Annotated in this window: 22 protein-coding genes; 6 read left to right on the top strand and 16 right to left on the bottom strand. The window is 33.5% G+C overall.

Translation table 11 applies throughout. The features are described from left to right. Window positions 1-12: 12 nt before the first annotated feature. The 12 genes from A8975_RS10060 to mnmE all read right to left on the bottom strand — a co-directional run bounded on the left by A8975_RS10060 (window position 13) and on the right by mnmE (window position 11,106). Complete coding sequence (locus A8975_RS10060; protein WP_062618764.1) at window positions 13-324, bottom strand: DUF6660 family protein; 312 nt, start codon at window positions 322-324, stop codon at window positions 13-15. Window positions 325-370: 46 nt separating this feature from the next. Beyond that, window positions 371-2,482, bottom strand: a complete 2,112-nt coding sequence (locus A8975_RS10065) for a Piwi domain-containing protein (protein ID WP_134200232.1) — start codon at window positions 2,480-2,482, stop codon at window positions 371-373. Between the two features lie 46 nt (window positions 2,483-2,528). Next, window positions 2,529-3,236: a hypothetical protein gene (locus A8975_RS10070; protein ID WP_134200234.1), complete on the bottom strand. Its 708-nt coding sequence runs from the start codon at window positions 3,234-3,236 to the stop codon at window positions 2,529-2,531. Further along, a complete protein-coding gene (locus tag A8975_RS10075) occupies window positions 3,236-3,535 on the bottom strand; it encodes a helix-turn-helix domain-containing protein (RefSeq protein ID WP_134200236.1) in 300 nt (99 codons plus the stop codon). Before A8975_RS10075 ends, A8975_RS10070 begins: the two co-directional genes overlap by 1 nt. Before the next feature lie 151 nt (window positions 3,536-3,686). Then, the gene (locus tag A8975_RS10080; protein WP_134200238.1) at window positions 3,687-5,441 is read right to left on the bottom strand and encodes a DUF3987 domain-containing protein; all 1,755 of its coding nucleotides are present in this window, start codon (window positions 5,439-5,441) and stop codon (window positions 3,687-3,689) included. Continuing rightward, window positions 5,438-6,346 (bottom strand): BT4734/BF3469 family protein, encoded by a 909-nt coding sequence (locus A8975_RS14670; protein WP_134200240.1) that lies wholly within the window; start codon window positions 6,344-6,346, stop codon window positions 5,438-5,440. Before A8975_RS14670 ends, A8975_RS10080 begins: the two co-directional genes overlap by 4 nt. Beyond that, window positions 6,333-6,629 (bottom strand): helix-turn-helix domain-containing protein, encoded by a 297-nt coding sequence (locus A8975_RS10090; RefSeq protein WP_134200242.1) that lies wholly within the window; start codon window positions 6,627-6,629, stop codon window positions 6,333-6,335. The genes A8975_RS14670 and A8975_RS10090 overlap by 14 nt, the downstream gene beginning before the upstream one ends. Beyond that, window positions 6,626-6,925: a helix-turn-helix domain-containing protein gene (locus tag A8975_RS10095; RefSeq protein ID WP_132704074.1), complete on the bottom strand. Its 300-nt coding sequence runs from the start codon at window positions 6,923-6,925 to the stop codon at window positions 6,626-6,628. Before A8975_RS10095 ends, A8975_RS10090 begins: the two co-directional genes overlap by 4 nt. A gap of 158 nt (window positions 6,926-7,083) precedes the next feature. Next, on the bottom strand, window positions 7,084-8,031 hold the full coding sequence (locus A8975_RS10100) for a DUF6617 family protein (protein WP_134200244.1): 948 nt from the start codon (window positions 8,029-8,031) through the stop codon (window positions 7,084-7,086). After that, window positions 8,031-9,125 (bottom strand): site-specific integrase, encoded by a 1,095-nt coding sequence (locus tag A8975_RS10105; RefSeq protein WP_134200246.1) that lies wholly within the window; start codon window positions 9,123-9,125, stop codon window positions 8,031-8,033. Before A8975_RS10105 ends, A8975_RS10100 begins: the two co-directional genes overlap by 1 nt. Window positions 9,126-9,131: 6 nt before the next feature. After that, window positions 9,132-9,551, bottom strand: coding sequence for a helix-turn-helix domain-containing protein (locus A8975_RS10110; RefSeq protein WP_243832978.1), 420 nt, complete (start codon window positions 9,549-9,551; stop codon window positions 9,132-9,134). 163 nt (window positions 9,552-9,714) lie between these two features. Continuing rightward, window positions 9,715-11,106 (bottom strand): tRNA uridine-5-carboxymethylaminomethyl(34) synthesis GTPase MnmE, encoded by a 1,392-nt coding sequence (gene mnmE / locus A8975_RS10115; RefSeq protein WP_134200248.1) that lies wholly within the window; start codon window positions 11,104-11,106, stop codon window positions 9,715-9,717. Between the two features lie 146 nt (window positions 11,107-11,252). Here mnmE and A8975_RS10120 point away from each other — a divergent pair, with 146 nt between their 5' ends. Next, the gene (locus tag A8975_RS10120; RefSeq protein ID WP_131507534.1) at window positions 11,253-12,392 is read left to right on the top strand and encodes a TlpA disulfide reductase family protein; all 1,140 of its coding nucleotides are present in this window, start codon (window positions 11,253-11,255) and stop codon (window positions 12,390-12,392) included. Window positions 12,393-12,446: 54 nt separating this feature from the next. On the opposite strand, the gene A8975_RS10125 is transcribed toward A8975_RS10120, so the two are convergent. Continuing rightward, window positions 12,447-13,097 carry a rhomboid family intramembrane serine protease gene (locus A8975_RS10125; protein WP_129760598.1) on the bottom strand — a complete coding sequence of 217 codons (651 nt, stop codon included), beginning with the start codon at window positions 13,095-13,097 and terminating at the stop codon, window positions 12,447-12,449. A gap of 62 nt (window positions 13,098-13,159) precedes the next feature. Here A8975_RS10125 and A8975_RS10130 point away from each other — a divergent pair, with 62 nt between their 5' ends. After that, window positions 13,160-14,050 (top strand): lysophospholipid acyltransferase family protein, encoded by an 891-nt coding sequence (locus A8975_RS10130; RefSeq protein WP_131507536.1) that lies wholly within the window; start codon window positions 13,160-13,162, stop codon window positions 14,048-14,050. Here A8975_RS10130 and A8975_RS10135 read toward each other — a convergent pair whose 3' ends face one another. Together A8975_RS10135 and glmM are read right to left on the bottom strand one after the other, a co-directional pair. Further along, the gene (locus A8975_RS10135) at window positions 14,051-15,547 is read right to left on the bottom strand and encodes an aminotransferase class V-fold PLP-dependent enzyme (protein WP_134200250.1); all 1,497 of its coding nucleotides are present in this window, start codon (window positions 15,545-15,547) and stop codon (window positions 14,051-14,053) included. It abuts the gene before it with no gap. Between the two features lie 53 nt (window positions 15,548-15,600). Then, entirely contained in the window at window positions 15,601-16,989 is a 1,389-nt protein-coding gene (gene glmM, locus A8975_RS10140; protein ID WP_134200252.1) for a phosphoglucosamine mutase, read from the bottom strand. Window positions 16,990-17,064: 75 nt separating this feature from the next. On the opposite strand from glmM, the gene A8975_RS10145 reads away from it, so the two are divergent. From A8975_RS10145 to A8975_RS10160, 4 genes are all read left to right on the top strand, one after another. Next, entirely contained in the window at window positions 17,065-17,670 is a 606-nt protein-coding gene (locus A8975_RS10145) for an ACP phosphodiesterase (protein ID WP_134200254.1), read from the top strand. Next, the gene (gene ggt, locus A8975_RS10150) at window positions 17,667-19,370 is read left to right on the top strand and encodes a gamma-glutamyltransferase (protein WP_134200256.1); all 1,704 of its coding nucleotides are present in this window, start codon (window positions 17,667-17,669) and stop codon (window positions 19,368-19,370) included. Before A8975_RS10145 ends, ggt begins: the two co-directional genes overlap by 4 nt. Window positions 19,371-19,449: 79 nt before the next feature. Further along, window positions 19,450-20,148, top strand: a complete 699-nt coding sequence (locus tag A8975_RS10155) for a hypothetical protein (protein ID WP_134200258.1) — start codon at window positions 19,450-19,452, stop codon at window positions 20,146-20,148. Further along, window positions 20,149-20,523, top strand: coding sequence for a hypothetical protein (locus A8975_RS10160; protein WP_134200259.1), 375 nt, complete (start codon window positions 20,149-20,151; stop codon window positions 20,521-20,523). Between the two features lie 7 nt (window positions 20,524-20,530). On the opposite strand, the gene A8975_RS10165 is transcribed toward A8975_RS10160, so the two are convergent. Next, a complete protein-coding gene (locus A8975_RS10165) occupies window positions 20,531-21,058 on the bottom strand; it encodes a hypothetical protein (protein WP_134200261.1) in 528 nt (175 codons plus the stop codon). Between the last annotated feature and the right edge of the window lie 94 nt (window positions 21,059-21,152).

Here is a 21,152-nt window from a genome sequence, read left to right on the forward strand (position 1 = left end):
CGCAGGTATTCATTAAACCTGTGGTGGCTGTAAAAGGGTAGTATTGAAGTCTTTTTCAAGACCATCAAAATAATAGAATAATTGAGTTGGAATAACAGTATTAGATAAACTGTAATCTACAACATTAAAATGTGTAACGTGAATATGACAACAGTGGCATTGGCAAAATGGTGAGCATAGATCTGCTCCTTGATGTTGATGGTCGTTGTCTAACGCTTGAGAAATTTCGGTTTTAACCTCATTATCTGGTATACCATTATCTTCACAAGGCACTAAATTGAGCGCAAAGATATAAATAGATAATATGAGTGCTAAAACTTTCATTGAGACAAAGATAAAAATATTTTAATGCAATGGTGTTGCAAAGTATTTATAAAAACCACAACGTATCTTTAGCGTCCTCTGGAACACCGTTTTCGAAACGAGGTGCTATTTGGGCTACCATTTCGGGATATTTTATGGTAATTGGTACATTTTGTTGGCGTAAGGATTTCCAATACAATCTGCTGAACTGATATACTTGGGTTAACAATTCTTCAATCACCTCAACATCTTCAAAAGCGTCTTCATCCGGACTGCTTATTTTTATCTTTATTGGAAATGGATAACCATCTGTATCTGCATAATAAATATCGTTTGGGTAACGTGCATTATTAAAAAGCAAAAATTTATTTACTCCTATGCGAATGTATGTACCGCTTACAGGCATTAATTTATTACCCCAATTTACATCGTAAGCAATCATATCTTCTGCTTCGGTTTTATTGATATTCAGAATATATAAAGGCACTCCTAATTTTAGTTTGTTCATACCATCAATAATTGGTTGCAGTTCTTCGTAGCTCATTTCTTTATAAAAATGAATGACTACTTTATCTGCTTGGGCTACTGATGTAAAATCTCTAATTGCTTTTAATATGCTACCTGCTAATAGTTTTGTTTCGTTTTGGTTGAAGTATTCAAAATTTCTAAACAATCCATTATTTTGAAAACTAAATGCACTGGCAATATACCTTCTGTTTTCCCCTTGATTGGTAAATGCTCCTACTCCAATTACCAATTCTTTTTTATCAGTTACTGCCAGCTTCCAAGGTGCACCACCTAATTTAGCGTGAATAGCCAATGCCATATTTTGTAATGAAAACTGAAAATTGTATTGGTCTTGGATGTTTACAATCATTTTTTCGTAATCGACCACTTGGGTTACAATGCCTTCATTTAAAAACAGTTCTTTAATTCGGATGTAAATTTCCCTATCGTCAGGATCTGGTGTAAACTTATCGAAAGGACTGATGTAAAAGGCTGCATACTTTACATTGTCGTGGTCAAAAGTTAAACTTTCAAGCTGTTCAACTATTTCAGGTATTGGGTCGTTTTCGTTAGTAAACTCAATAAAATGTTCTCTTGATGCTGTAGCCTTTATATTTACATAAGCCTCCAATCCTTTGTAATAGTTCTTTTCAGTATTTACACCTTCTTTTAAATTTTGATAGAAAGACAGCACAGAATCTTTATGTGAGGTATGGCAAATGAAAAATATCTTGATATTTTGATTGCTTGGGCGTCTGTAAGGGTTTAGAATGTTCATTGCCTTTTTAGGCACTAAATGGGTTCTTTTATTACCATATTGGTCTTTACCAAACTCTAATAAGCCCAAATTGGGGTTAATGTGATTAATACGATTGCCAGGAACATCTATAAATGCATCTTGCTTAAACGGAAATAAAGCCTTAAATTCTTCTGTAAACAAGTAGTTTTTAGCAAAAGTAGTGATGAGTGCTACGTATTTTTGGTATCTGTTCTTTGGTCTGTCGGGTTCTTCAATAGGTATGTTTAAAGCTCTTGCCAATTGTAAATTGAATATTGGGAAGGCTTGACTAAAATCTATGTTATTGTAAAAGTCTTCTTTGTTCTCTGTATCAAGGTTCATTTGGTAATTGAAGGTTTTTTGACCATACACACAACGCTTAATATACTCTGTTTCCTCAATATCCTTAACTGATTTTGTGAGGACTTTTGACGTACCATCATACGATACCACAAGTTCTGGTAAGTCTGTTAGTGTTGCAAACAGTATTTTGAATGAGAATTTATAGTATAAATTATAGTCTGCTGTATTTCCTTTTTTTGAAGGCATCCAAACCTGTACATCACGTACAAAGTTTTTGACCACGATGTAACCCTTTTCTAAAAAGTAGGTTTTTAATTGGTGCTTCAGGAATTGTTTGTATATGCGTAGTTCTTTGTCCTTTACCAAGTTTATTTTGATACTTGGGGCATTGGGTATTTCTTGGGTAAATGTGGTAAAAATATGCTCTAAACCTGATAAATCTGTATCTGGAAACGCCTCTTTTATCTGCTTTGAAAACTTTGATCTATGGATGGGATGGCTACCCTCAATATCTTCTAACGATAGATATATGACAGGTGTACTACTTGGCCATTTAAAATTGAGTATGTTGGTTTTTAAGTGTTCTTGCATAGATAATGGGGTGTTTTTGTATTTACATATAGTGAGTGATTATAGGTTATAAATAGACATCGTACTTTTCAAGTTTTTCAAATAGACCTAATATATTTTCAATGATTTCATTAATAAAATTCTTGTTGTCAAATACCAAGTTGTAATAAACAATATCCCTATCTTTCTCCAATAAAATATATCTTCCTTTAGAAAAGGATTTTAGAGTATTATATTTTCTAATTTCATCACCAAAGACTGTACTGTTATTGTGTACAATACAATTTCTCACTCTCCTTAAATTATTTATATATGACCAATGAGGTTCTAATTCTTTAATATCAACTTTAGCAGCTCTTGTTAAAAACAACTTTGCTTTTTCAAATTCACTATTACCACGTAAATCATCCAAACCAAACTCTTTATTATGCATTAAACAATAAGAATTACACACGTCTTGAATAGTCCGTTCTATAAAAGAAAACAATTGTGTAATCATTGAAGCCCTAAAACTTTGCACAAAATCCCTATCAATTTCGATTACTTTATCAACTAAAGTATCCTGTAAATGATTTAAATATTCATCCGCATACTTTTTAGGTTCTGCTTCAATTTTCTTCATTATTTCAGTATATTCCTTTTCGTGATTAGTCAAGGAACTATCAAAATGGTCTTCGACAAACTTTGCATAATTGCGAAAGGTTTGTAACTCCAAGTCTAAAAAGAAAATATTGTTATCTTTTCTGAAATTTGAAAGTGCGTTTATTCTTGACATTATTTACTATTCTTTTCAATCTTACTAATTTTTTCTTCAGCTATTTTGAGGATTTCCGTACTGTCCTTTTCGTTTTTTATCATTTGTACAATCTGTTCGGACATCCAAAGCTTAATTAATTTGTTCTCATCTTCTTTTAATTCTTTTGCAAATGCTATTACCTGCTCTCGTCTTGCCAAACGGTTTCCTCGTTCAATCTTGCTTAAATAAGCCACATCCATATTGACGTTTGCAGCCATTTCCCTTAATAACAAATTGCGCTTTTCGCGCAATGAGCGTATGTATTCTCCAAACTCCATAATAGCATTAATTAGACTTGTCAGATTTTGTCTAATTTAAGAAAAGGAAGCTAAAGGAAAACAAAAAGATATAAACAGTTATTAACAGAAAGTGAGGAAGTTAAGGATTTAAGGAAACACATACGCAAATTCCTTTGTTTCCTCAATTTCCTTATAATGATTTTGCAGGATTTGAATAGCTATTATGTGCTTCTCTATGTATTAATCCTGCTTCTACAAATTTGGTAATGTAGCCTTCTGCCGTTTTATGTGGGATGTTTTGTTTGGTGGCTAAATCTAAATAGTCTTGTCTGCTAAAATGCTTGGGTAGGCTTTCTAAAAACCGTTCTTTACGATTTAGGCGCTTTACCGCTTTTTGTTCAATAGGTAAATCGTTGAACACTTTACTGCTGTGCTTTACTAAAATAGAAATAATAGTTAGCGCATTTTGGAAATCGACATCCTCACATTCTTTTACTTGATTAACATCACCATCATCCATAATGCGAAATGCTGTAAATAACATCATTAATCGAAATGCTATTAAGCCTAATCGTCTAATGGTTGCAATATACTCTTCCGGTTGTAAGTTGATGTATTTGGTTTGTAAGGATTCAAAAAACGTATTGAATTGCTGTTGTTGAGTTTCGGATAAACGTATTTCAATCTCCGGGTTATTCTTTAGTGTTTTATACAAGTCTAAAAACTCATTACCTAATTGTGAATAGTAATCATCTAACCCAACATTTTTGTTGCTTGAAAATACATTTTTCCAAGTAGGCTTTATATTCATATAATAGAACATAAAACGACTGAATAAACCATTTTCTGCATTGGGAATCAAGGTTGCTACTTGCTTGGGTGTACCTGACAACACTGTTGACAAACAGGGTTTTTCAATATCCACATATTCTCTATCTGTTCTACGATAATAGCTTATTGTTTCGTGATGGAAAGCTTTACGAAAACCATCAGAATAATTACCGTAATCGCTTTTAAATGCTTGTGCCAAAGTATCTCCTTCTGTTTCAAAGATTAATCCTTTGCCTTCATTATCTGATATTAATTGATAGACACCCGTAACACTATTATTAGCAGGTATGAACAACATTCTTTCGGGTGGCTTACCGGGTTTCTCTAAATTTTCATCTTTACCTTTATTCATATTATAGGTTGCCATTTCTGTATTAAATTGTTGCTTTAGCACTTTAGCTTGTTCTCGTTTTAACTTGTGTACAGGATCTACCAAATTTTTAATTTGGTTAAGCCTGCCTTTACCTGCAGATGCAGATGCGGTAACAAATAAATATAAATTAGCAAAAACTTTACGTTGGTCGTAAATACCAAAGAGTTTAGGAAAACAGGCACTAAAAGCCGTTAAAGCACCCAATAGCAAAATATCTTTTTCCTCTTGACTGCTCGCAGGATTTACAACTTGTTGTAAAAACTTCGGTAAGGTATTAAATACCTCATCTGGTATTGTTGGCATTGCTTGCTCTATTGCATCAACAACAGTTGCAACATTTGTTGCAACCTCGTTGTTATTTGGTTGCTTCATTGGTCTTATACCTGCCTGATGTGCATAATGGTAAAACGTTGCAATGGTAATGCCGTGCCCTTTGGCATTTAGGCATTTATTGAACTGTTCGTCACATTCTTTTGAATCATAACCTACATAGTTTTTGCTTATTCTGTGAAAATAATCTCTTCCTGTTTCTCCATATTCTTCAGCAAAAGCAAATCCTAAATCTCTCCAAGTTGCATAATCCTCTGTGATGTCTGTACCTGATTGCTCAATTGCTGAAATATAGGTTTCAATGTCGTTATCAGCAACAGCAACAACATTAGTTGTTGCGTTGTTGCTTATTGGTTGCGATTGCTCTTCTGGAACTTCCAACCATTCTTTCGGATTAAATATTTTTGTCATAATGCTTGGTGTCTTTTATGTAAAAAGGCTGTTGGGTCGTATGGTAAAAAACACGCTCTGGAAACGTCTTTACCTGACTGGTCAACCTCTATGTTATAAGTATGCTTAATGTAATTGGCTACTGCCGTGAAATACTCTGAATGTGTTACTTCTGAAACATCTATCCTGATAATCCATTTTAGGCCATCGCCAGATGGTGATGTGAATAGCATTTCGGTTTCAAAGTATTCATCGTTTAGTAATTGCTTTTTTAACTCTTGAAGATTATCTAAATGGTCGAAATCAATAGTTAATAGATTGGAATGCTGTAACAAATTACTATCATTTCGCTTTTCAAACGTTCCTGAAAAGGTGACGTAATCAAAGCGATTCGCTTTGAATTTACGTGCTTCTTTTACATCGGTTATTGCTCTTAAATCTTCAGTAATTCTTTTGTATTTATCACTTGTGATTAATGCAAATACTTGATGTAATCGCATAGTTTCCGCAGGAAACACATTGCGAACTGGTGCTTTGAAAAAGCTACAATACCCATACCAGGTATCGTCTGGACCATTCAGCCAATCTAATTCGCTTTTTTCCTTGACTTCTAAATTTAGGTGCAACTCTTGGTTAATCTTATGCAACAATTCTTCTTCATCGGTTATTCTAAAATGGTATTGTGCAAAATCAAATACATCTCCGTTAAAAGTTTTTAGTTCTGTATCTCGATGTGTTGCCATTACTCCATCAATATGAATCCGTAAGGTTTCTTTACCTCCATTAAAAGGGTTTCGGGTTATCCCGCAGTCTCTTCCTTTTACAGAAAGGACTGTTGTTTCAGGATAATACTGTCTTAACACGTAGGCATAAATCTTTATGCCGTAATGTGTTTTGTCTAAAATTGCCTCTCTACTTACTTCCATCTTGCTTGAAATTATGGTTGTAATAGTTATCTTGAAGCAATTGCTCCACATCGGAAACCTTGTAATAAAACTTACCCTTTACCTTGCTATAAGGTAGTGTTCCGTTATCTCTAAAAGTCTGTAAGGTTCGCTTACTGATGTGTAAGGTCTGCAATACGTCTTGGTTGTCTATCCACGTATCTTTTAATACTTCTGCTCTCGAATGTCGTAACAACTCGATACGTGCTTTTAAGTCCTTTATTTCTTGTGAGAGTGCCAAGAGTAAATCGATTATTTCAGTCATAACTTCACCGCTCCTTTCTTAATTAAGTAATCGGCAGCTTGCTGTTCGATTTCATCTTGTGAATCAACACGGTTAGTTAATAACCATTGCTCCAGTTCAACTCTGTTGAAATAAATCTTCTTACCATTCGGTTTGTAATGCGGAATGGTTCCGGTACTCGTAAGCTTGTATAAATGGGATTGTGACAATTCCAAAAATTTACAGGCTTCGTTAAAGCTCAATACGTTTTTTACAATAATGTTTCTGTCTAAAACGTGTGCTTCGATAATTTTAAGACGTTCTAATATTTCGTCCATAACTAATTAATTTTAAGTAATAGAAATGGACATCTGGCCAAATGTCATTCTTGGTTTTCAAGAACAGGACAAAGGTTTAAAATCAATGATTTTTAAAGTGTGAGAGTTTTATATGAGTGTGAGAATACAATGAGATTTCTAAATAATCTCATTGTTTTTTATTGTATTTGTTTGAAGATATTATCAATGGTTTCCTTTTTTAGAGGTGCTTTACTTTTGGTATAAAGATTTTGAGCTGTCAATGGTTTACCCAATTTTGTATAAAATAAACCCGTAGATTCAATTAAAGTGGGTGTCATATTTTTGAAATGTGGCTGCAACCGTTTAACAACATATTTAAACTCGGTTGTTTTACAATCTAAATAGATTTTCTTTTGAAAACCTTTAAAATCTTTAGCCACTAATAAATTATGCAAGTCTTTAACATCTGTTTTTGCATCAAGTAAATCAATACTTAATTGAAGCCTGCTCAATATTTTAGACAACCATTCAGAATCATCTTTTAAATATCCAAATGAGGTTTTTTGTTTGCTTTTCGGTTTAGATGGCTTTTTAACTACCTCTTTTTTATCTACTTCTAATTTTACAAATACTGAAGTATCAAAATCAGTATCATTAAAATACTTTTCTGCTATTTCTTGAATTGAGAATAACCCAGTATCTGAAAATTGTCCGTATTGCTCTTGTAATTCGATGTACAGGCGAATTGCCGATGCTTTTAAGTAATTGATGATATAATCGGCATCATTGCCTAAATCGTTACTTATAGACTGCTTTTTAATGTAGGTGGCAATATCCTTTAAGTACTTATTGAACTTATTAAATTGTACGGTATAGTTATACTTGTTTTCGGGTTCCGTAGCATCTTTTGGGAATTGGGATTTTAATGCTGCTAATTCAGTTTCAGTGTCATTTGAAATCAGCTTAAAGTAATATTCTTTTTTACTGTTTAAAGGTCTTTTAAAGTTTACTTTAAAAACCGCATTATCAGCTTTTGGTGTTTCATTTAATTCAGAGTTCAGAATGTTAAATTCTCGTTCTGATCTATCGTCTCTATGTAATCCGTTGGTAATCGACACCAAACTTGCAAACACATTTCCTTTCATTATAAATCCAATTGAATACGGTTAGCAGCTTCTTTCTTTTTATCATCAATTACCTTTGCATAAATCTGTGTTGTTCTCAATTCTTTATGTCCTAATAATTTTGATACTGTGTAAATATCTGTACCCAAAGTTAATTGTAAAGTGGCATAGGTATGACGCGCACAATGAAAAGTAATATTTTTAGTAATACCTGCTTTTAACATCCATTGTTGCAATTTTAGATTTGACCAAGCACTATAATGTAAGCCTTCAAAAACTTTTGCTTCGGGTTTTCCTGCTTCACCTAATAATTCTCTTGCTTGTTCTGATATTGGCAAAGTTTCTGCTCCTTTGGTTTTCTTTTGTCTGAAACGTATGTAATAACCCATTTCTTTAGAGTGTTGGATTTCTGACCACAACAATTTTTCAATATCTGACCAACGTAATCCGGTAAGGGCTGAAAATATAAACGCATTTTTTAATAATGGTAATTCACATTCTGTGTTAACTGCTTTTTGTAATTCATCAAGCGTTAAAAATTCTCGTTGAGGTTCTCCTTGTTTGAAATAATCCACACCATTAGCAGGATTAACTTTTAAAATACCATCCTTAACCGCTTGCTTTAAAGCTGCGCAAAACTTACCATAGTATGAATATTTAGAGTTTTGAGACAATTTTTTACCTGCTCTTGCCATAGCATCTTTGTCTAAATACTCTTTGAAACGCTCAACAAATGATTTATCCAAATCTTGAAAACTAACATCTGTAGGACAAAAGGTTTTCAAATGTTTTAGCATACTGTTCCAATTCCCATAGTTGCCAGAGCTGGTATTTTTCTTTTCCGCTAAAGCTGTAACATAAGTAATAAAACTACCCTTTAATTTCTCTATATCCTGAAAGCCATAAATACCATTTTGTATTTCTATTTGGCGTTGTGCGCAAATGGTTTCTGCTAATTGCTTGGTTTTCTTGTTAACCTCTCTTTCGGTTTTAGTTTTAGGATTAGGCGTAAGGTATAAGCGTAAATACTCGGTTTTGCGTTTTCCTTTATGATAGTAATCTAAATACAGACTTATTTTATCATTCTTTTTGCGTTGTCTTAATGTTACTTTCATAGGGTGCTAATTAAAGAGGTTTTCTATTTGCCATCTGGCTACAATACGTTTTCTTCCAAAAGGGACTGCTTTTAAACGTCCTTGTTGAATCATTCTTTGAATGGTCCATCTACTTACACCAATCAATTGTGAGGCTTCAGTAACGCTTAAAAAATCTTTATTATTTACCATGTTGAGGTTTGGAACTTGAACAGCTTCCTTTTGCTGCTGCATATCCTTTGTGAGAGTAGCTTGTACTTTTTCTTTACGCTTACGTGCCTTATAGGCCTTTTTAGCGCAAGTATCACCACAGTATTTAGTTACTGTTGTGCGTGCTGTAAAAGCATTACCGCAATGTTTACAGATTTTTGGGATGTATAAATTACTGCTCATAAATGGTGCTTTATGTAGCGTTATGGTGCAACGTGGGGCAATATGGTGCATCATTTCGCCAATCTTTTAGCCAACAGATTTGGGCAACAAATCCATATTTAAGGCAACAGATATACAACAAATTTAGTTAAAAAAGAGCAAAAAAGCAACAAAAAAAAGAAGATAAAAACTCATAAAGTCAATAAAATCAATACATTAACAAACAAAAGAAAGTAAGTTACTTCCCGATACAGAAATTAGCAAAAATATTACCAAGTAGGTCATCATTAGTAATCTCACCTGTAATCTCACCAAAGTGGTAAAGCGTTTGTCGTATATCAATAGCCAATAAATCTCCTGAAAGCCCAGAGTCTAGTCCATACTTCACTTTCTGAACCTCCTCAAAAGCCTTTAAAAGAGCATCATAATGACGAGTGTTAGTTACAATAGTTTCATTATTACGTAAAGCACCTGTATTAATTAAATTCAATAACGAATCGGTTAATTGCTCCACACCAAAACCTGTTTTTGCTGAGAGTAACTGCACGCCTTCAATCTGTTGCTGTAATGTAGCAAGTTGGCTATCATCAAGTAAATCTATCTTGTTGGCAATAATAAGCAAAGGTTTTTGAGGGTACTTATTTTTTATTTTTTCAAGTTCTATTTGTATCGATTTTAAATCAGTAATCCCTTTTGTACTGTCAAAGAGGTAGATTGTGACTTGAGATTGTTCAATCTTTTCAAAAGTCTTTTTAATTCCAATACTTTCAACAACATCTTCTGTTTCTCTTATACCTGCAGTATCTATAAATCGAAACCCAATACCTCCTATAGATAGCTCATCCTCTATAGTATCTCTTGTAGTACCTGCAATATCACTCACAATAGCACGCTCTTCATTCAATAGCGCGTTCAATAAAGTAGATTTTCCAACGTTTGGTTCACCAACAATAGCTACAGGAATTCCGTTTTTGATGACATTTCCAACAGCAAACGAGTCTATCAAACGTTTTAACACAAATACAATACGGTCAACTAAACTTTTAAACTGTGTACGATCTGCAAACTCAACATCTTCTTCAGCAAAATCAAGCTCTAACTCAATTAAAGATGCAAAATTTAAAAGCTCTTCTCTCAACTTTGCAATCTCACTCGAAAAACCACCTCGCATTTGTTGCATAGCAATTTGATGAGACGCTTCGTTATCACTAGCTATTAGGTCTGCAACAGCTTCTGCTTGACTCAAATCAAGTTTTCCATTTAAAAAGGCACGTAGCGTAAACTCACCTGCATTAGCCATTCGACAGCCTTTTCTAAGAAATAATTGAATAATCTCCTGTTGTATATAGGCTGAACCATGACAAGACACTTCAACCACGTCTTCTCCTGTATAAGAGTTTGGATTTTTAAATACCGAAACTAATACTTCATCATACACTCGTTTATCCTCTACAATATGTCCTAAATGTATGGTATGTGTCGTTTGGTCTTTAAGTGACTTATTGTTTTTTACTGATTGAAAACAACTATCTGCTATTGCTATAGCGTCCTTTCCAGAAAGTCGTATAATAGCTATTGCACCACTCCCTGATGGTGTTGCCAAAGCTACAATAGTATCTTGATGAAACATCTTTGATATAATTTTTAACAAAAGTATTGTAAAATTACTAGTACTCACTAATTGAACCTAGTTTCTTTAGGATTTTATTAAGAAAAAACCATTGACATTCTCCTATATTCATTAGTATATTTGTGCAACTTTAAAAAGAATATAAAATGAAAAAAATACTTGGTTTTCTATTAGTAAGCTTATTACTAACTGCTTGTGAAACTACCGAAAAGCCTGATGGATATGTAGTAAACGGAACTGCCAAAGGGGTTTTAAATGGTATTAGAGTGTACTTAAAATCTAGAGATGACAAAGGAAAAGAAATGTTTAAGGACACAGCTATAATTGTAGATGAGAAATTTAAGTTTGAAGGCAAAATTGAAAACCCTCAAATGTGGTTCTTACAAGTAAATAGCGTTCCTGGAAGCAAACCTTTTATGATTGAAAATGGAGTTATAAACATACAGGTTGAAAAGGACAGTATGCATACTACTAAAGTATCAGGAACAAAGTCCAATAAAGCCTTTGAAGAATATAATCTTAAAGTAAAAGAGCTTTCTCAAAAACGCAGAACTTTAAGCATGAATCATAGACAAGCTGAAAGAGGTACAGATTCTGCAAAAACTAAACTAATCAAAGAAGATCTAGACAAGCTCACTAACGAAATGATGAGCTATCCTTTTGAGTTCATAAACAAAAACAATGACAACTTCTTCTCTTTAGTATTGATTGAATCGTTATTAGGAGGTAACAATACCGATTTAGACAAACTCAGCAATGCATTTAACAATCTTGAAAGTGACATTAAACAATCAATCTACGGAATGAGAGTTAACACTAGAATAATAACCAAAAAACAAGAAAAAGAACGTTTAGCAAACCTTGAAATAGGAAAAGCTGCTCCTGAGTTTTCAGCACCAGACCCAGATGGAAAAATGCTTGCCTTAAAAGATATGAGAGGAAAAGTAACTATTATCGACTTTTGGGCTTCATGGTGTGGACCTTGCAGAAGAGAAAACCCTAATGTGGTAAAAGTCTACGAAAAATACCACGACAAAGGTCTTGAAATTATTGGTGTGTCTTTAGATAAGCAAGGTCAAAAAGACAGATGGTTAAGTGCTATTGAAAAAGACAAATTAACTTGGCATCATGTATCTAACCTAGCTTATTTTAACGATCCTGTAGCTAAACAATATGCGATTAATTCTATTCCTGCAACTTACATTTTAGATGAAGAAGGAACAATTATAGCAAAAAACCTCAGAGGTCCAGCTTTAGAAAATAAAATTGCTGAATTATTAGATTAACAACACACAAGCACTAAAACAAAAAAGTCTTCATAATTGAAGGCTTTTTTGTTTTTATAACTTTCCTGTTTTATGCATCACAAATAAAATAAGTATTGGCACAGCTAATAAACCTACAAATAACAAATTGGTTTCAAACAACCAAGGTGCCAGCATTAGAGTTACAATATAGCCTCCTACTGCTCCACCAAAATGCGCATCGTGTCCTATATTTCCTATTCTGTTTTTCATTCCGTATATAGAATATAAAAGATACCCAATCCCAAAAATATATCCAGGTATTGGAATTGGAACAAAAAACATATAAAGTCCCATATTAGGCTCCAATAATATTGCAGAATATAACACACCAGTAACAGCTCCACTTGCTCCTACTGCACTGTAATAATATTCATCTTTATGAAAATATAAAGAGAGTAAGCTACCTAAAATTAAACTGGCAATATATACTATAATAAAGTTTAAACTGCCTAAATAAGCAATAACAACATCGGCAAAAAAGTATAGGGTAAACATATTAAAAAACAAGTGCATTGTATCTACATGTAAAAACCCAGAACTAAACATGCGTATTTGTTCTCCTCGTTTTATACTTCCTACATTAAATTTATAGCGCTCAAAAAAGCCATAATCATTAAGTCCTTTAAAAGAAATAATAACATTGGCAGCAATAATAACAATTGTAACTAAACTTAAATTACCCATAAACTGTAAACGTTTAAATAGAATATAACATATATTTGCTGATGCAAATCTAATACTAAAAAATGCAATTTCTAGTTTACATTCTGGTTTATCCCTTTTTATGGCTTATTTCTATTTTACCATTCAGACTATTGTATGCATTTTCTGATTTTGTATATCTTTTTGTCTTTCGCATTTTTGGTTACCGAAAAAAGACTGTAAAAGAAAATCTTCGATTAGTATTTCCTGATAAATCAAAAGAAGAAATTAATAGAATTACCAAAGTTTTTTACCACCACTTATGCGACATGATTGTGGAATCTATTAAGTCCATGACCATATCTGAAGCTGAAATGAAAAAACGCTTCACCTTTACTAATATCGATGTTATAAAAGCTATTGAAGAGCAAAATAAAAGTATCATTTTAATGTGTGCTCATTATGGGAGTTGGGAGTGGATATTTATTCTTCAAACTTATGTAAAATATAGAGGAAATGCTGTCTACAAGAGATTAGCTAATAAATATTTTGACCGATTAGTAAAACGTATTCGTGCCAAATACAACAGCTACCTTATCACTACTAAAGAGACTGTACCAACGCTTATTGACTTAAAACGAAAAGGGATTTTAACGATAAACGGATTTGTATCAGACCAATCACCTAAGCCTAGTAAAGCATTTCACTGGAATGAATTTATGGGCTTAAAAGTACCTGTATATACTGGAGCTGAAATGCTAGCTAAAAAACTAGATATGGCTGTAGTATTTTTTAAAGTGAAAAAGCTAAAACGTGGATATTATGAAACCACTTTTGAAACTATTACACTAAATCCAAAAGAATATAAAGACTACGAAATCACTGATATCTTTTTAAAGCTTGTAGAACAACAAATCTATGAAGCTCCAGAGTATTACCTATGGACTCACAAACGTTGGAAACATAGAGACAAAGTGCCTGAAAAGTTTTTATAATTACAACTTAAACCAATCGTCAATTGGTGTATTATTTGAGTTTGTCGCGTTCTTATGAATAAACTCATTAGTCATCTTATTGTAGTTGTAATCTTCTGCCCAAACCTTATGGTTTGCTACCAATGCTTTTAAGCTTTCGCAAACATAATTTACTTCTTCAGTTGTTGTTGTTGGGTGAATAGAAAGTCGTATCCAACCTGGTTTTCGCGTTAGCTCTCCCAATGAAATTTCTTGAGTTAACTCGTGAGAAGTATCATAATCTACATGCAACAAATAATGTCCATAAGTTCCTGCACAACTGCAGCCTCCACGTGTTTGAATTCCAAAACGATCATTAAGTAGCTTTACGCCTAAATTATAGTGTAAATCATCAATATAAAACGAAAATACGCCTAGTCTTTCTTCATGTTGACCTGCTAAAATATTTAAGTGTTCAACATTGCCCAATTCATTAAAAAGCGTAGTCAATAGCTCATGCTCTCGCTTTAACATATTGTCAACTCCCATTTGCTCCTTCAATTTAATCGCTAAAGCAGTTTTAATGGTTTGAAGGAAACCTGGTGTTCCACCATCTTCTCTATCTTCAATATTATCAAAATACTTATGTTCTCCCCAAGGATTAGTCCAACTTACAGTACCTCCTCCTGGACAATCAGGAATCATATTTTTATACAATTTCTTATTGAAAATCAACACACCTGAAGTTCCTGGTCCACCCAAAAACTTATGAGGTGAAAAGAAAATAGCATCTAAGGCTTTTGCTTCGTCTTTAGGATGCATATCAATATCTACATAAGGTGCTGAACAAGCAAAATCCACAAAACAAACGCCTCCATGTTGATGCATCAGTTTTGCAATATCGTGATATGGTGTTTCAATTCCTGTAACATTAGAACCTCCAACTACCGAAGCTATTTTTAAGGTTCTATCTTTATATTGATGTAGTAATTTTTCAAGATTTTCTAAACTGAATAATCCTTCTTCTCCTGGTGGAATTACCTCAACCTTTGCGATGGTCTCTAACCATGATGTTTGATTAGAGTGATGTTCCATATGCGTGATAAAAACAACTGGTTTCATTTCGTCAGGAACAGCAGTGTAACTCTTAAGGTTTTCAGGCACTTTCAAACCTAAAATACGTTGAAACTTATTTACAGCATCAGTCATTCCACTACCACATACAATCAACACATCGTCTTCATTGGTATTAACATGTTGCTTTATAATTTGACGTGCTTTATGGTACGCTTTAGTCATTGCTGTACCTGACACAGTGGTTTCGGTATGTGTATTGGCTACAAAAGGTCCAAAATCATTGGCTATTTTGTTTTCAATAGGTCTGTACAAACGTCCGGAAGCAGTCCAGTCGGTATATATGATTTTTTGAGTTCCAAAAGGCGATTGAAACTCTTGGTCAATTCCTATAATATGCTGTCTGAATTGTTGAAAATACTGTTCTAATTCAGTGGTGTTATGAGTCATTTCAGTCGTCAGCATAAGTCTGTGATTTAAAAGATAAAGTTACTAATTTTTCTACGGAAGTTCTTTTACTAATTACTAATAGCTTTAATTTCTGAAATGATTTTATCTGCTAAAGTATCAGCTTCTTCTTGAGAAGGCGCTTCGGTGTAAATTCTTATAATAGGCTCAGTATTACTCTTTCTTAAATGCACCCAACTATTACTGAAATCAATTTTTACACCATCAATAGTGGTAAGTTTTTCAAGGCTATACTTAGCTTCCATATGCTTTAAAATACCATCAACATCCAACTCTGGAGTTAATTCTATTTTCTTTTTGCTCATATAATACAAAGGATAAGTTGCCTTTAACTCACTTACTCGCATCTTTTTCTTTTGTGCCAACAAACTTAAAAACAACGCAATCCCAACTAAAGCATCACGACCATAATGTAACTCAGGATAAATGATTCCTCCATTACCTTCTCCACCTATAATGGCATTATTTTTTTTCATAAGCTCCACAACGTTCACCTCTCCTACTGCACTAGCTTCATAAGTTCCTCCATGCTTTTCAGTAATGTCACGTAATGCTCTTGTAGAACTCATATTGCTCACAGTATTTCCCGGAGTTTTGCTCAACACATAATCTGCACAAGCTACAAGGGTGTATTCTTCTCCAAACATGTCGCCATTTTCATCCATAAAGGCTAAACGGTCAACATCAGGATCTACCACTATTCCTAAATCTGCACGTTCTTTTACAACAGCTTCTGATAAGTCGGTTAAATGCTCCTTTAAAGGTTCTGGATTATGCGGAAATTGTCCGTTAGGTTCGCAATATAGTTTTACGGTATGCACTCCCAATCGGTCTAACAATAACGGAATTGCAATACCTCCTGTAGAATTTACACCATCAACTACCACTTTAAAGTTAGCCGATTCTATGGCTTTTTTATCTACCAAAGGTAAATTTAAAACCTCATCAATGTGCATATCAATATACGCTTGGTTTTTTGTGATTTTTCCTAAACTATCAACATCAGAAAAAGTCATGCTATCATTTTCAGCAATTTCTAAAATCTTAGCACCTTCCGCACCATTCAAAAATTCACCCTTAGCATTCAACAACTTTAAGGCATTCCATTGTTTTGGATTATGACTTGCGGTTAAAATGATGCCTCCATCAGCATGCTCCATAGGTACAGCAACCTCAACCGTTGGTGTTGTGGACAAGCCTAAATCTATAACATGAATTCCTAAACCTACCAAAGTGTTCATTACTAAGTTCTGTATCATTTCACCTGAAATTCTAGCATCTCTACCAACTACTACTCTATAATTTTCTTTTTGGCGTTGTTGTTTTAACCACGTACCATAAGCCGAAGCAAATTTCACAGCATCAATAGGTGTTAAGTTTTCACCAACTTGTCCGCCAATTGTACCTCGTATTCCTGAAATAGATTTTATAAGTGTCATGAATTTATTCTTATTTTTAGCAAATATACCATTTCAAAACCGTAAACCTAAAATCGTAATTCGTAAATTCGACCTATGAATTTTCTAGCTCATATATACCTTTCTGGAGACAACGAATTTGTAACTATTGGTAATTTTATTGCTGATGGCATTAGAGGAAAATCGTATAAAAAATTCCCAGTTGATGTTCAAATAGGCATTCTACTACATCGCGAAATTGACACATATACTGACGCACATCCTATTGTAAGACAGAGCACAAAACGCTTGCATAAAAACTACAGTCATTACAGTGGTGTAATAGTTGATATTTTGTACGATCATTTTTTGGCAAAAAACTGGAAAGACTATTCCAATGTTCCTTTAGAAGTTTATGTTGAACAGTTTTATGATTCGTTAGAAGCTAATTTTGAAATGCTTCCCAATCGCACACAGCGAATGTTACCGCACATGATAGCTGACAACTGGTTGTTGAGTTATGCTAAAATTGAAGGTATACAACGTGTTTTGGATGGTATGAACCGTCGTACTAAAAACATTTCTGGTATGAACACTGCTACTAACGAACTTAAGCAATACTACGCTGAGTTTGAAAATGAATTCACTTCTTTTTTTGAAGAATTAAGAGCCTTTACCAAACAAAAACGAATAGACATAACAAAAACATTTCAGCATAAATGAAAAAACTCATTCTGTTCTCACTCTTCTGTATCACTTTAATTTCTTGTAACGAAAACTCTAAGAAACAAACCCAACCCAAAACGCAAAGAGGTTTAATCACTTCAAAAGCTATGGTAGTTTCGGCAAGAGCTGAAGCTTCAAAAATAGGAACAGATATTTTAAAAAAAGGAGGTAATGCATTTGATGCTATGATGGCTACTGAAATGGCTTTGGCTGTAACATATCCTTATGCAGGGAACCTTGGAGGTGGCGGATTTATGGTTTACAGACTCAAAGATGGCACTTTTGGCGCTTTGGATTATAGAGAAAAAGCTCCTTTAGCAGCAACAAAAAACATGTATCTTGATGAAGAAGGTAATGTTATAAAAGACATAAGTACAGTTGGCGCTTTTGCGGTTGGAGTTCCTGGTACTATAGCAGGCATCTTTGCGGCTCACGAAAAATTTGGTTTTTTACCTGTTACTGAAATCCTTCAGCCTGTAATTGACTTAGCAAATAATGGTTTTGTAATTACTGAAAAACAGCAACAACGCTTTACAGAATATGACAGTATTTTTAATGCTGTAAATGAAAAAGAAATACTGTTTTCAAAACACACTAAAGCTAATGACACCATCAAAAACCTTAAACTTGCTAAAACTTTAAAACGTATAGCCAGCAAAGGAAAAGATGAGTTTTATAAAGGTGAAACAGCGCAACACTTGGTTGATTTTTTAAGTCAAAAAGGTGGGATTATAACACTTGAAGATTTAGAACTCTATGAAGCTAAATGGCGAGATCCAATTGCTTTTAACTACAAAGACATTAAAGTAGTTTCTATGTCTCCACCTTCGAGTGGTGGTATTTGTTTAGCGCAGATTATGAAAATGATTGAGCCTTTCGACATTCAACAGTATGGACATAATTCGTTAAAAGCTATTAAAGTAATTGTTGAAGCAGAACGTCGTGCTTATGCTGACCGTAGTTTTTATTTAGGTGATCCTGATTTTGTAGATATTCCAACCAATCATTTGTTGAGTGATGTATACTTACAAGAGCGCATGAGTGATTTTTCATTTAAGAATCCTACCATTTCCGATTCTCTATCTTACGGAATAATTCCAGGTTATGAAAGTGACCAAACCACGCACTATTCTATTGTAGATCAATTTGGGAATGCTGTATCTGTTACAACAACACTCAATGGTGCTTATGGTTCAAAACTGTATGTTGATGAACTAGGTTTTTTTCTTAATAATGAAATGGACGATTTTAGCAGCAAACCAGGAGTTCCTAATGTGTATGGACTTATTGGTGCTGAAGCCAATAGTATTGCACCACAAAAACGCATGTTAAGCGCTATGACACCTACAATTGTTGAAAAAGAAGGCGAATTACACATGGTACTTGGAACTCCAGGAGGATCAACCATTATTACATCAGTATTGCAAACTATATTAAATGTTGAGGAATTTGGGATGACAATGCAACAAGCTGTAGATGCTCCTCGTTTTCACCATCAATGGTTACCTGATGAAATTAGAATGGAAGTTAACCGTTTTCCTGATGAACTTAAACAACAACTTCAAAAAAGCGGTTATCCTATCAATGAAGAAGCACCTCCTATTACCGCAAGAGTAGATGCTATTTTAGTGTTAGATGATGGCACCTTAGAAGCTGGTGCTGATCATCGAGGAGATGATACTGCTGATGGCTTTTAATCGAAATAATTTAATAGTCAACGTACAATTGAATAGCAATTAAAAAAATCGCTTAACTTAACCTTTCAAAAATTAATATATGTCATCTAAAAAGATATTAAAAATAGTTGCTGGAGTAATCATTTTTATTACTCTACCTAGCCTTTTGCTTTTTGGATATCTGCATTTTAAATATGATGAAGACCTTCCTGTTGGCACACAAAATGAGCAAGCTGACGCTTTAGCAAAAAAAATGCTAACTGCTCTTGATTATGAAGCCTATAAAAACACGAAGTATATTGAATGGACCTATAAAAAACGTAGGCATTATAAATGGAAAAAGAGCGAACATTCTTGTACTGTTTATTGGGAAGAATACAAAGTTGATTTAAAACTTAATGAGCTAAACAGCAGTAAAGCTTACGTTCATAATTTTAAAGTTGAAGGCGAACAAGCTAAAAACTTGATTGCTGAAGCCCATACATATTTTAGTGAAGACTCATTTTGGTTAGTTGCACCATACAGAGTCTTTGATGAAGGTGTTACACGTAGTGTAGTTAATGTAAACGGAAAACAAGAATTACTTGTAAACTACCAACCTGATGATACTTATTTATGGCAACTAGACACTAACGGAATGCCTACCAGTTTTAAAATGTGGAATAATAAACTCCCTTTTGATGGTGTAGAGCTCTCTTGGAAAGACTGGACAACTACCGAAAGTGGTGCAAAGCTACCAACCTTTCATAAGTTTATGTTTTTTGGGATGGAACTTCAAGATGTTAAAGGCACCAAGTAAATGCTAAAGAAAATATTCAATCTGGTTTATGATGTTCTTATTTTTATCTCAAACCTCACAGGATTTAGCTACAAAGAGGTAAACATTATTATTTGGTATATTATTATTCCTTTGTTTTGGTGCATACTTATTGATAAGATTATAAAACGTCATTACTTAAAAAATGCATTTACACTCATTGTAGTAATTACACTATTAAGCGTTAAAAGTTTTTCAGAATTTTCAAATCAATTGTTTGATGCATCTGCAGACTTTTTAAGAAGTTTTAATGCAGTAGGAAGCAATTACACTACTTCCTCTATAGTTATATGCATTGTTATACCGATTGCTATTAGTATTTACCTTATCAAAAAAGCATTCAAAAAAAAATCTTAGTAATTAATTAACCTCCTTTTTGACCAACAAACTGTTGTGATTTTAATTTAAAAAGCACATTAAAGGTTGTTAAACTACCATAACTCCTGGTGATGTATTGTTGTAAGTCTATTTTCTCTTGCTCATCAAGGTTTTTACTGGAGTTAATTTTTTGTTCCATAACACGCAATCTATCACGCACCATTGTTATCTTATGAAAAAAAGTATCTATTGGTAACTCTTTTCCTTGTAAACTTGTATCTCCAGGTTCCATAACAAGTTTACCGCCTTTCCATTTATCAGCAATTGGCACTACTTCACTTACATCACTCCAACGTTTTAAAATTTGCACCAAGCTACTTTCAACTTCAGAAAAACTAATAGTATCAACATCATCTTCGCAAAGCTCTATAACTTCAAATTCACTATCGATATCAATAGTTTCTAACCCGTTTTCAATAAAAGTTACCCAATAGTGTTTTGATGTAACATTGGTCACTACACCTTTTCCGTACTCGTTGTGGTTTATTCTAGAACCTATTCCTAGTAATTGCATAAATTATAAGTTTTATGTTTAAGTAAAATGCTTGTTATTTAAAATTAAAATTTTTGGATGCATCAAGACAAACTAAAATACATTCGCAGAGTTA

It is taken from the genome of Meridianimaribacter flavus (genome assembly GCF_004366715.1).
Lineage (GTDB): Bacteria > Bacteroidota > Bacteroidia > Flavobacteriales > Flavobacteriaceae > Gaetbulibacter_B > Gaetbulibacter_B jejuensis.

Excerpts from the sequence above, each read along its gene's own strand:
- A8975_RS10155 (WP_134200258.1), top strand. The coding sequence starts at position 19,450 with ATGTCATCTAAAAAGATATTAAAAATAGTTGCTGGAGTAATCATTTTT.
- A8975_RS10120 (WP_131507534.1), top strand. The coding sequence starts at position 11,253 with ATGAAAAAAATACTTGGTTTTCTATTAGTAAGCTTATTACTAACTGCT.
- A8975_RS10125 (WP_129760598.1), bottom strand. The coding sequence starts at position 13,097 with ATGGGTAATTTAAGTTTAGTTACAATTGTTATTATTGCTGCCAATGTT.
- A8975_RS10130 (WP_131507536.1), top strand. The coding sequence starts at position 13,160 with ATGCAATTTCTAGTTTACATTCTGGTTTATCCCTTTTTATGGCTTATT.
- glmM (WP_134200252.1), bottom strand. The coding sequence starts at position 16,989 with ATGACACTTATAAAATCTATTTCAGGAATACGAGGTACAATTGGCGGA.
- A8975_RS10075 (WP_134200236.1), bottom strand. The coding sequence starts at position 3,535 with ATGGAGTTTGGAGAATACATACGCTCATTGCGCGAAAAGCGCAATTTG.
- A8975_RS10080 (WP_134200238.1), bottom strand. The coding sequence starts at position 5,441 with ATGACAAAAATATTTAATCCGAAAGAATGGTTGGAAGTTCCAGAAGAG.
- A8975_RS10145 (WP_134200254.1), top strand. The coding sequence starts at position 17,065 with ATGAATTTTCTAGCTCATATATACCTTTCTGGAGACAACGAATTTGTA.
- A8975_RS10060 (WP_062618764.1), bottom strand. The coding sequence starts at position 324 with ATGAAAGTTTTAGCACTCATATTATCTATTTATATCTTTGCGCTCAAT.
- A8975_RS10070 (WP_134200234.1), bottom strand. The coding sequence starts at position 3,236 with ATGTCAAGAATAAACGCACTTTCAAATTTCAGAAAAGATAACAATATT.
- A8975_RS10090 (WP_134200242.1), bottom strand. The coding sequence starts at position 6,629 with ATGACTGAAATAATCGATTTACTCTTGGCACTCTCACAAGAAATAAAG.
- A8975_RS10110 (WP_243832978.1), bottom strand. The coding sequence starts at position 9,551 with ATGATGCACCATATTGCCCCACGTTGCACCATAACGCTACATAAAGCA.
- A8975_RS10105 (WP_134200246.1), bottom strand. The coding sequence starts at position 9,125 with ATGAAAGTAACATTAAGACAACGCAAAAAGAATGATAAAATAAGTCTG.
- A8975_RS10100 (WP_134200244.1), bottom strand. The coding sequence starts at position 8,031 with ATGAAAGGAAATGTGTTTGCAAGTTTGGTGTCGATTACCAACGGATTA.
- A8975_RS10160 (WP_134200259.1), top strand. The coding sequence starts at position 20,149 with ATGCTAAAGAAAATATTCAATCTGGTTTATGATGTTCTTATTTTTATC.
- A8975_RS10065 (WP_134200232.1), bottom strand. The coding sequence starts at position 2,482 with ATGCAAGAACACTTAAAAACCAACATACTCAATTTTAAATGGCCAAGT.
- ggt (WP_134200256.1), top strand. The coding sequence starts at position 17,667 with ATGAAAAAACTCATTCTGTTCTCACTCTTCTGTATCACTTTAATTTCT.
- A8975_RS10095 (WP_132704074.1), bottom strand. The coding sequence starts at position 6,925 with ATGGACGAAATATTAGAACGTCTTAAAATTATCGAAGCACACGTTTTA.
- A8975_RS10135 (WP_134200250.1), bottom strand. The coding sequence starts at position 15,547 with ATGCTGACGACTGAAATGACTCATAACACCACTGAATTAGAACAGTAT.
- A8975_RS10165 (WP_134200261.1), bottom strand. The coding sequence starts at position 21,058 with ATGCAATTACTAGGAATAGGTTCTAGAATAAACCACAACGAGTACGGA.
- A8975_RS14670 (WP_134200240.1), bottom strand. The coding sequence starts at position 6,346 with ATGGAAGTAAGTAGAGAGGCAATTTTAGACAAAACACATTACGGCATA.
- mnmE (WP_134200248.1), bottom strand. The coding sequence starts at position 11,106 with ATGTTTCATCAAGATACTATTGTAGCTTTGGCAACACCATCAGGGAGT.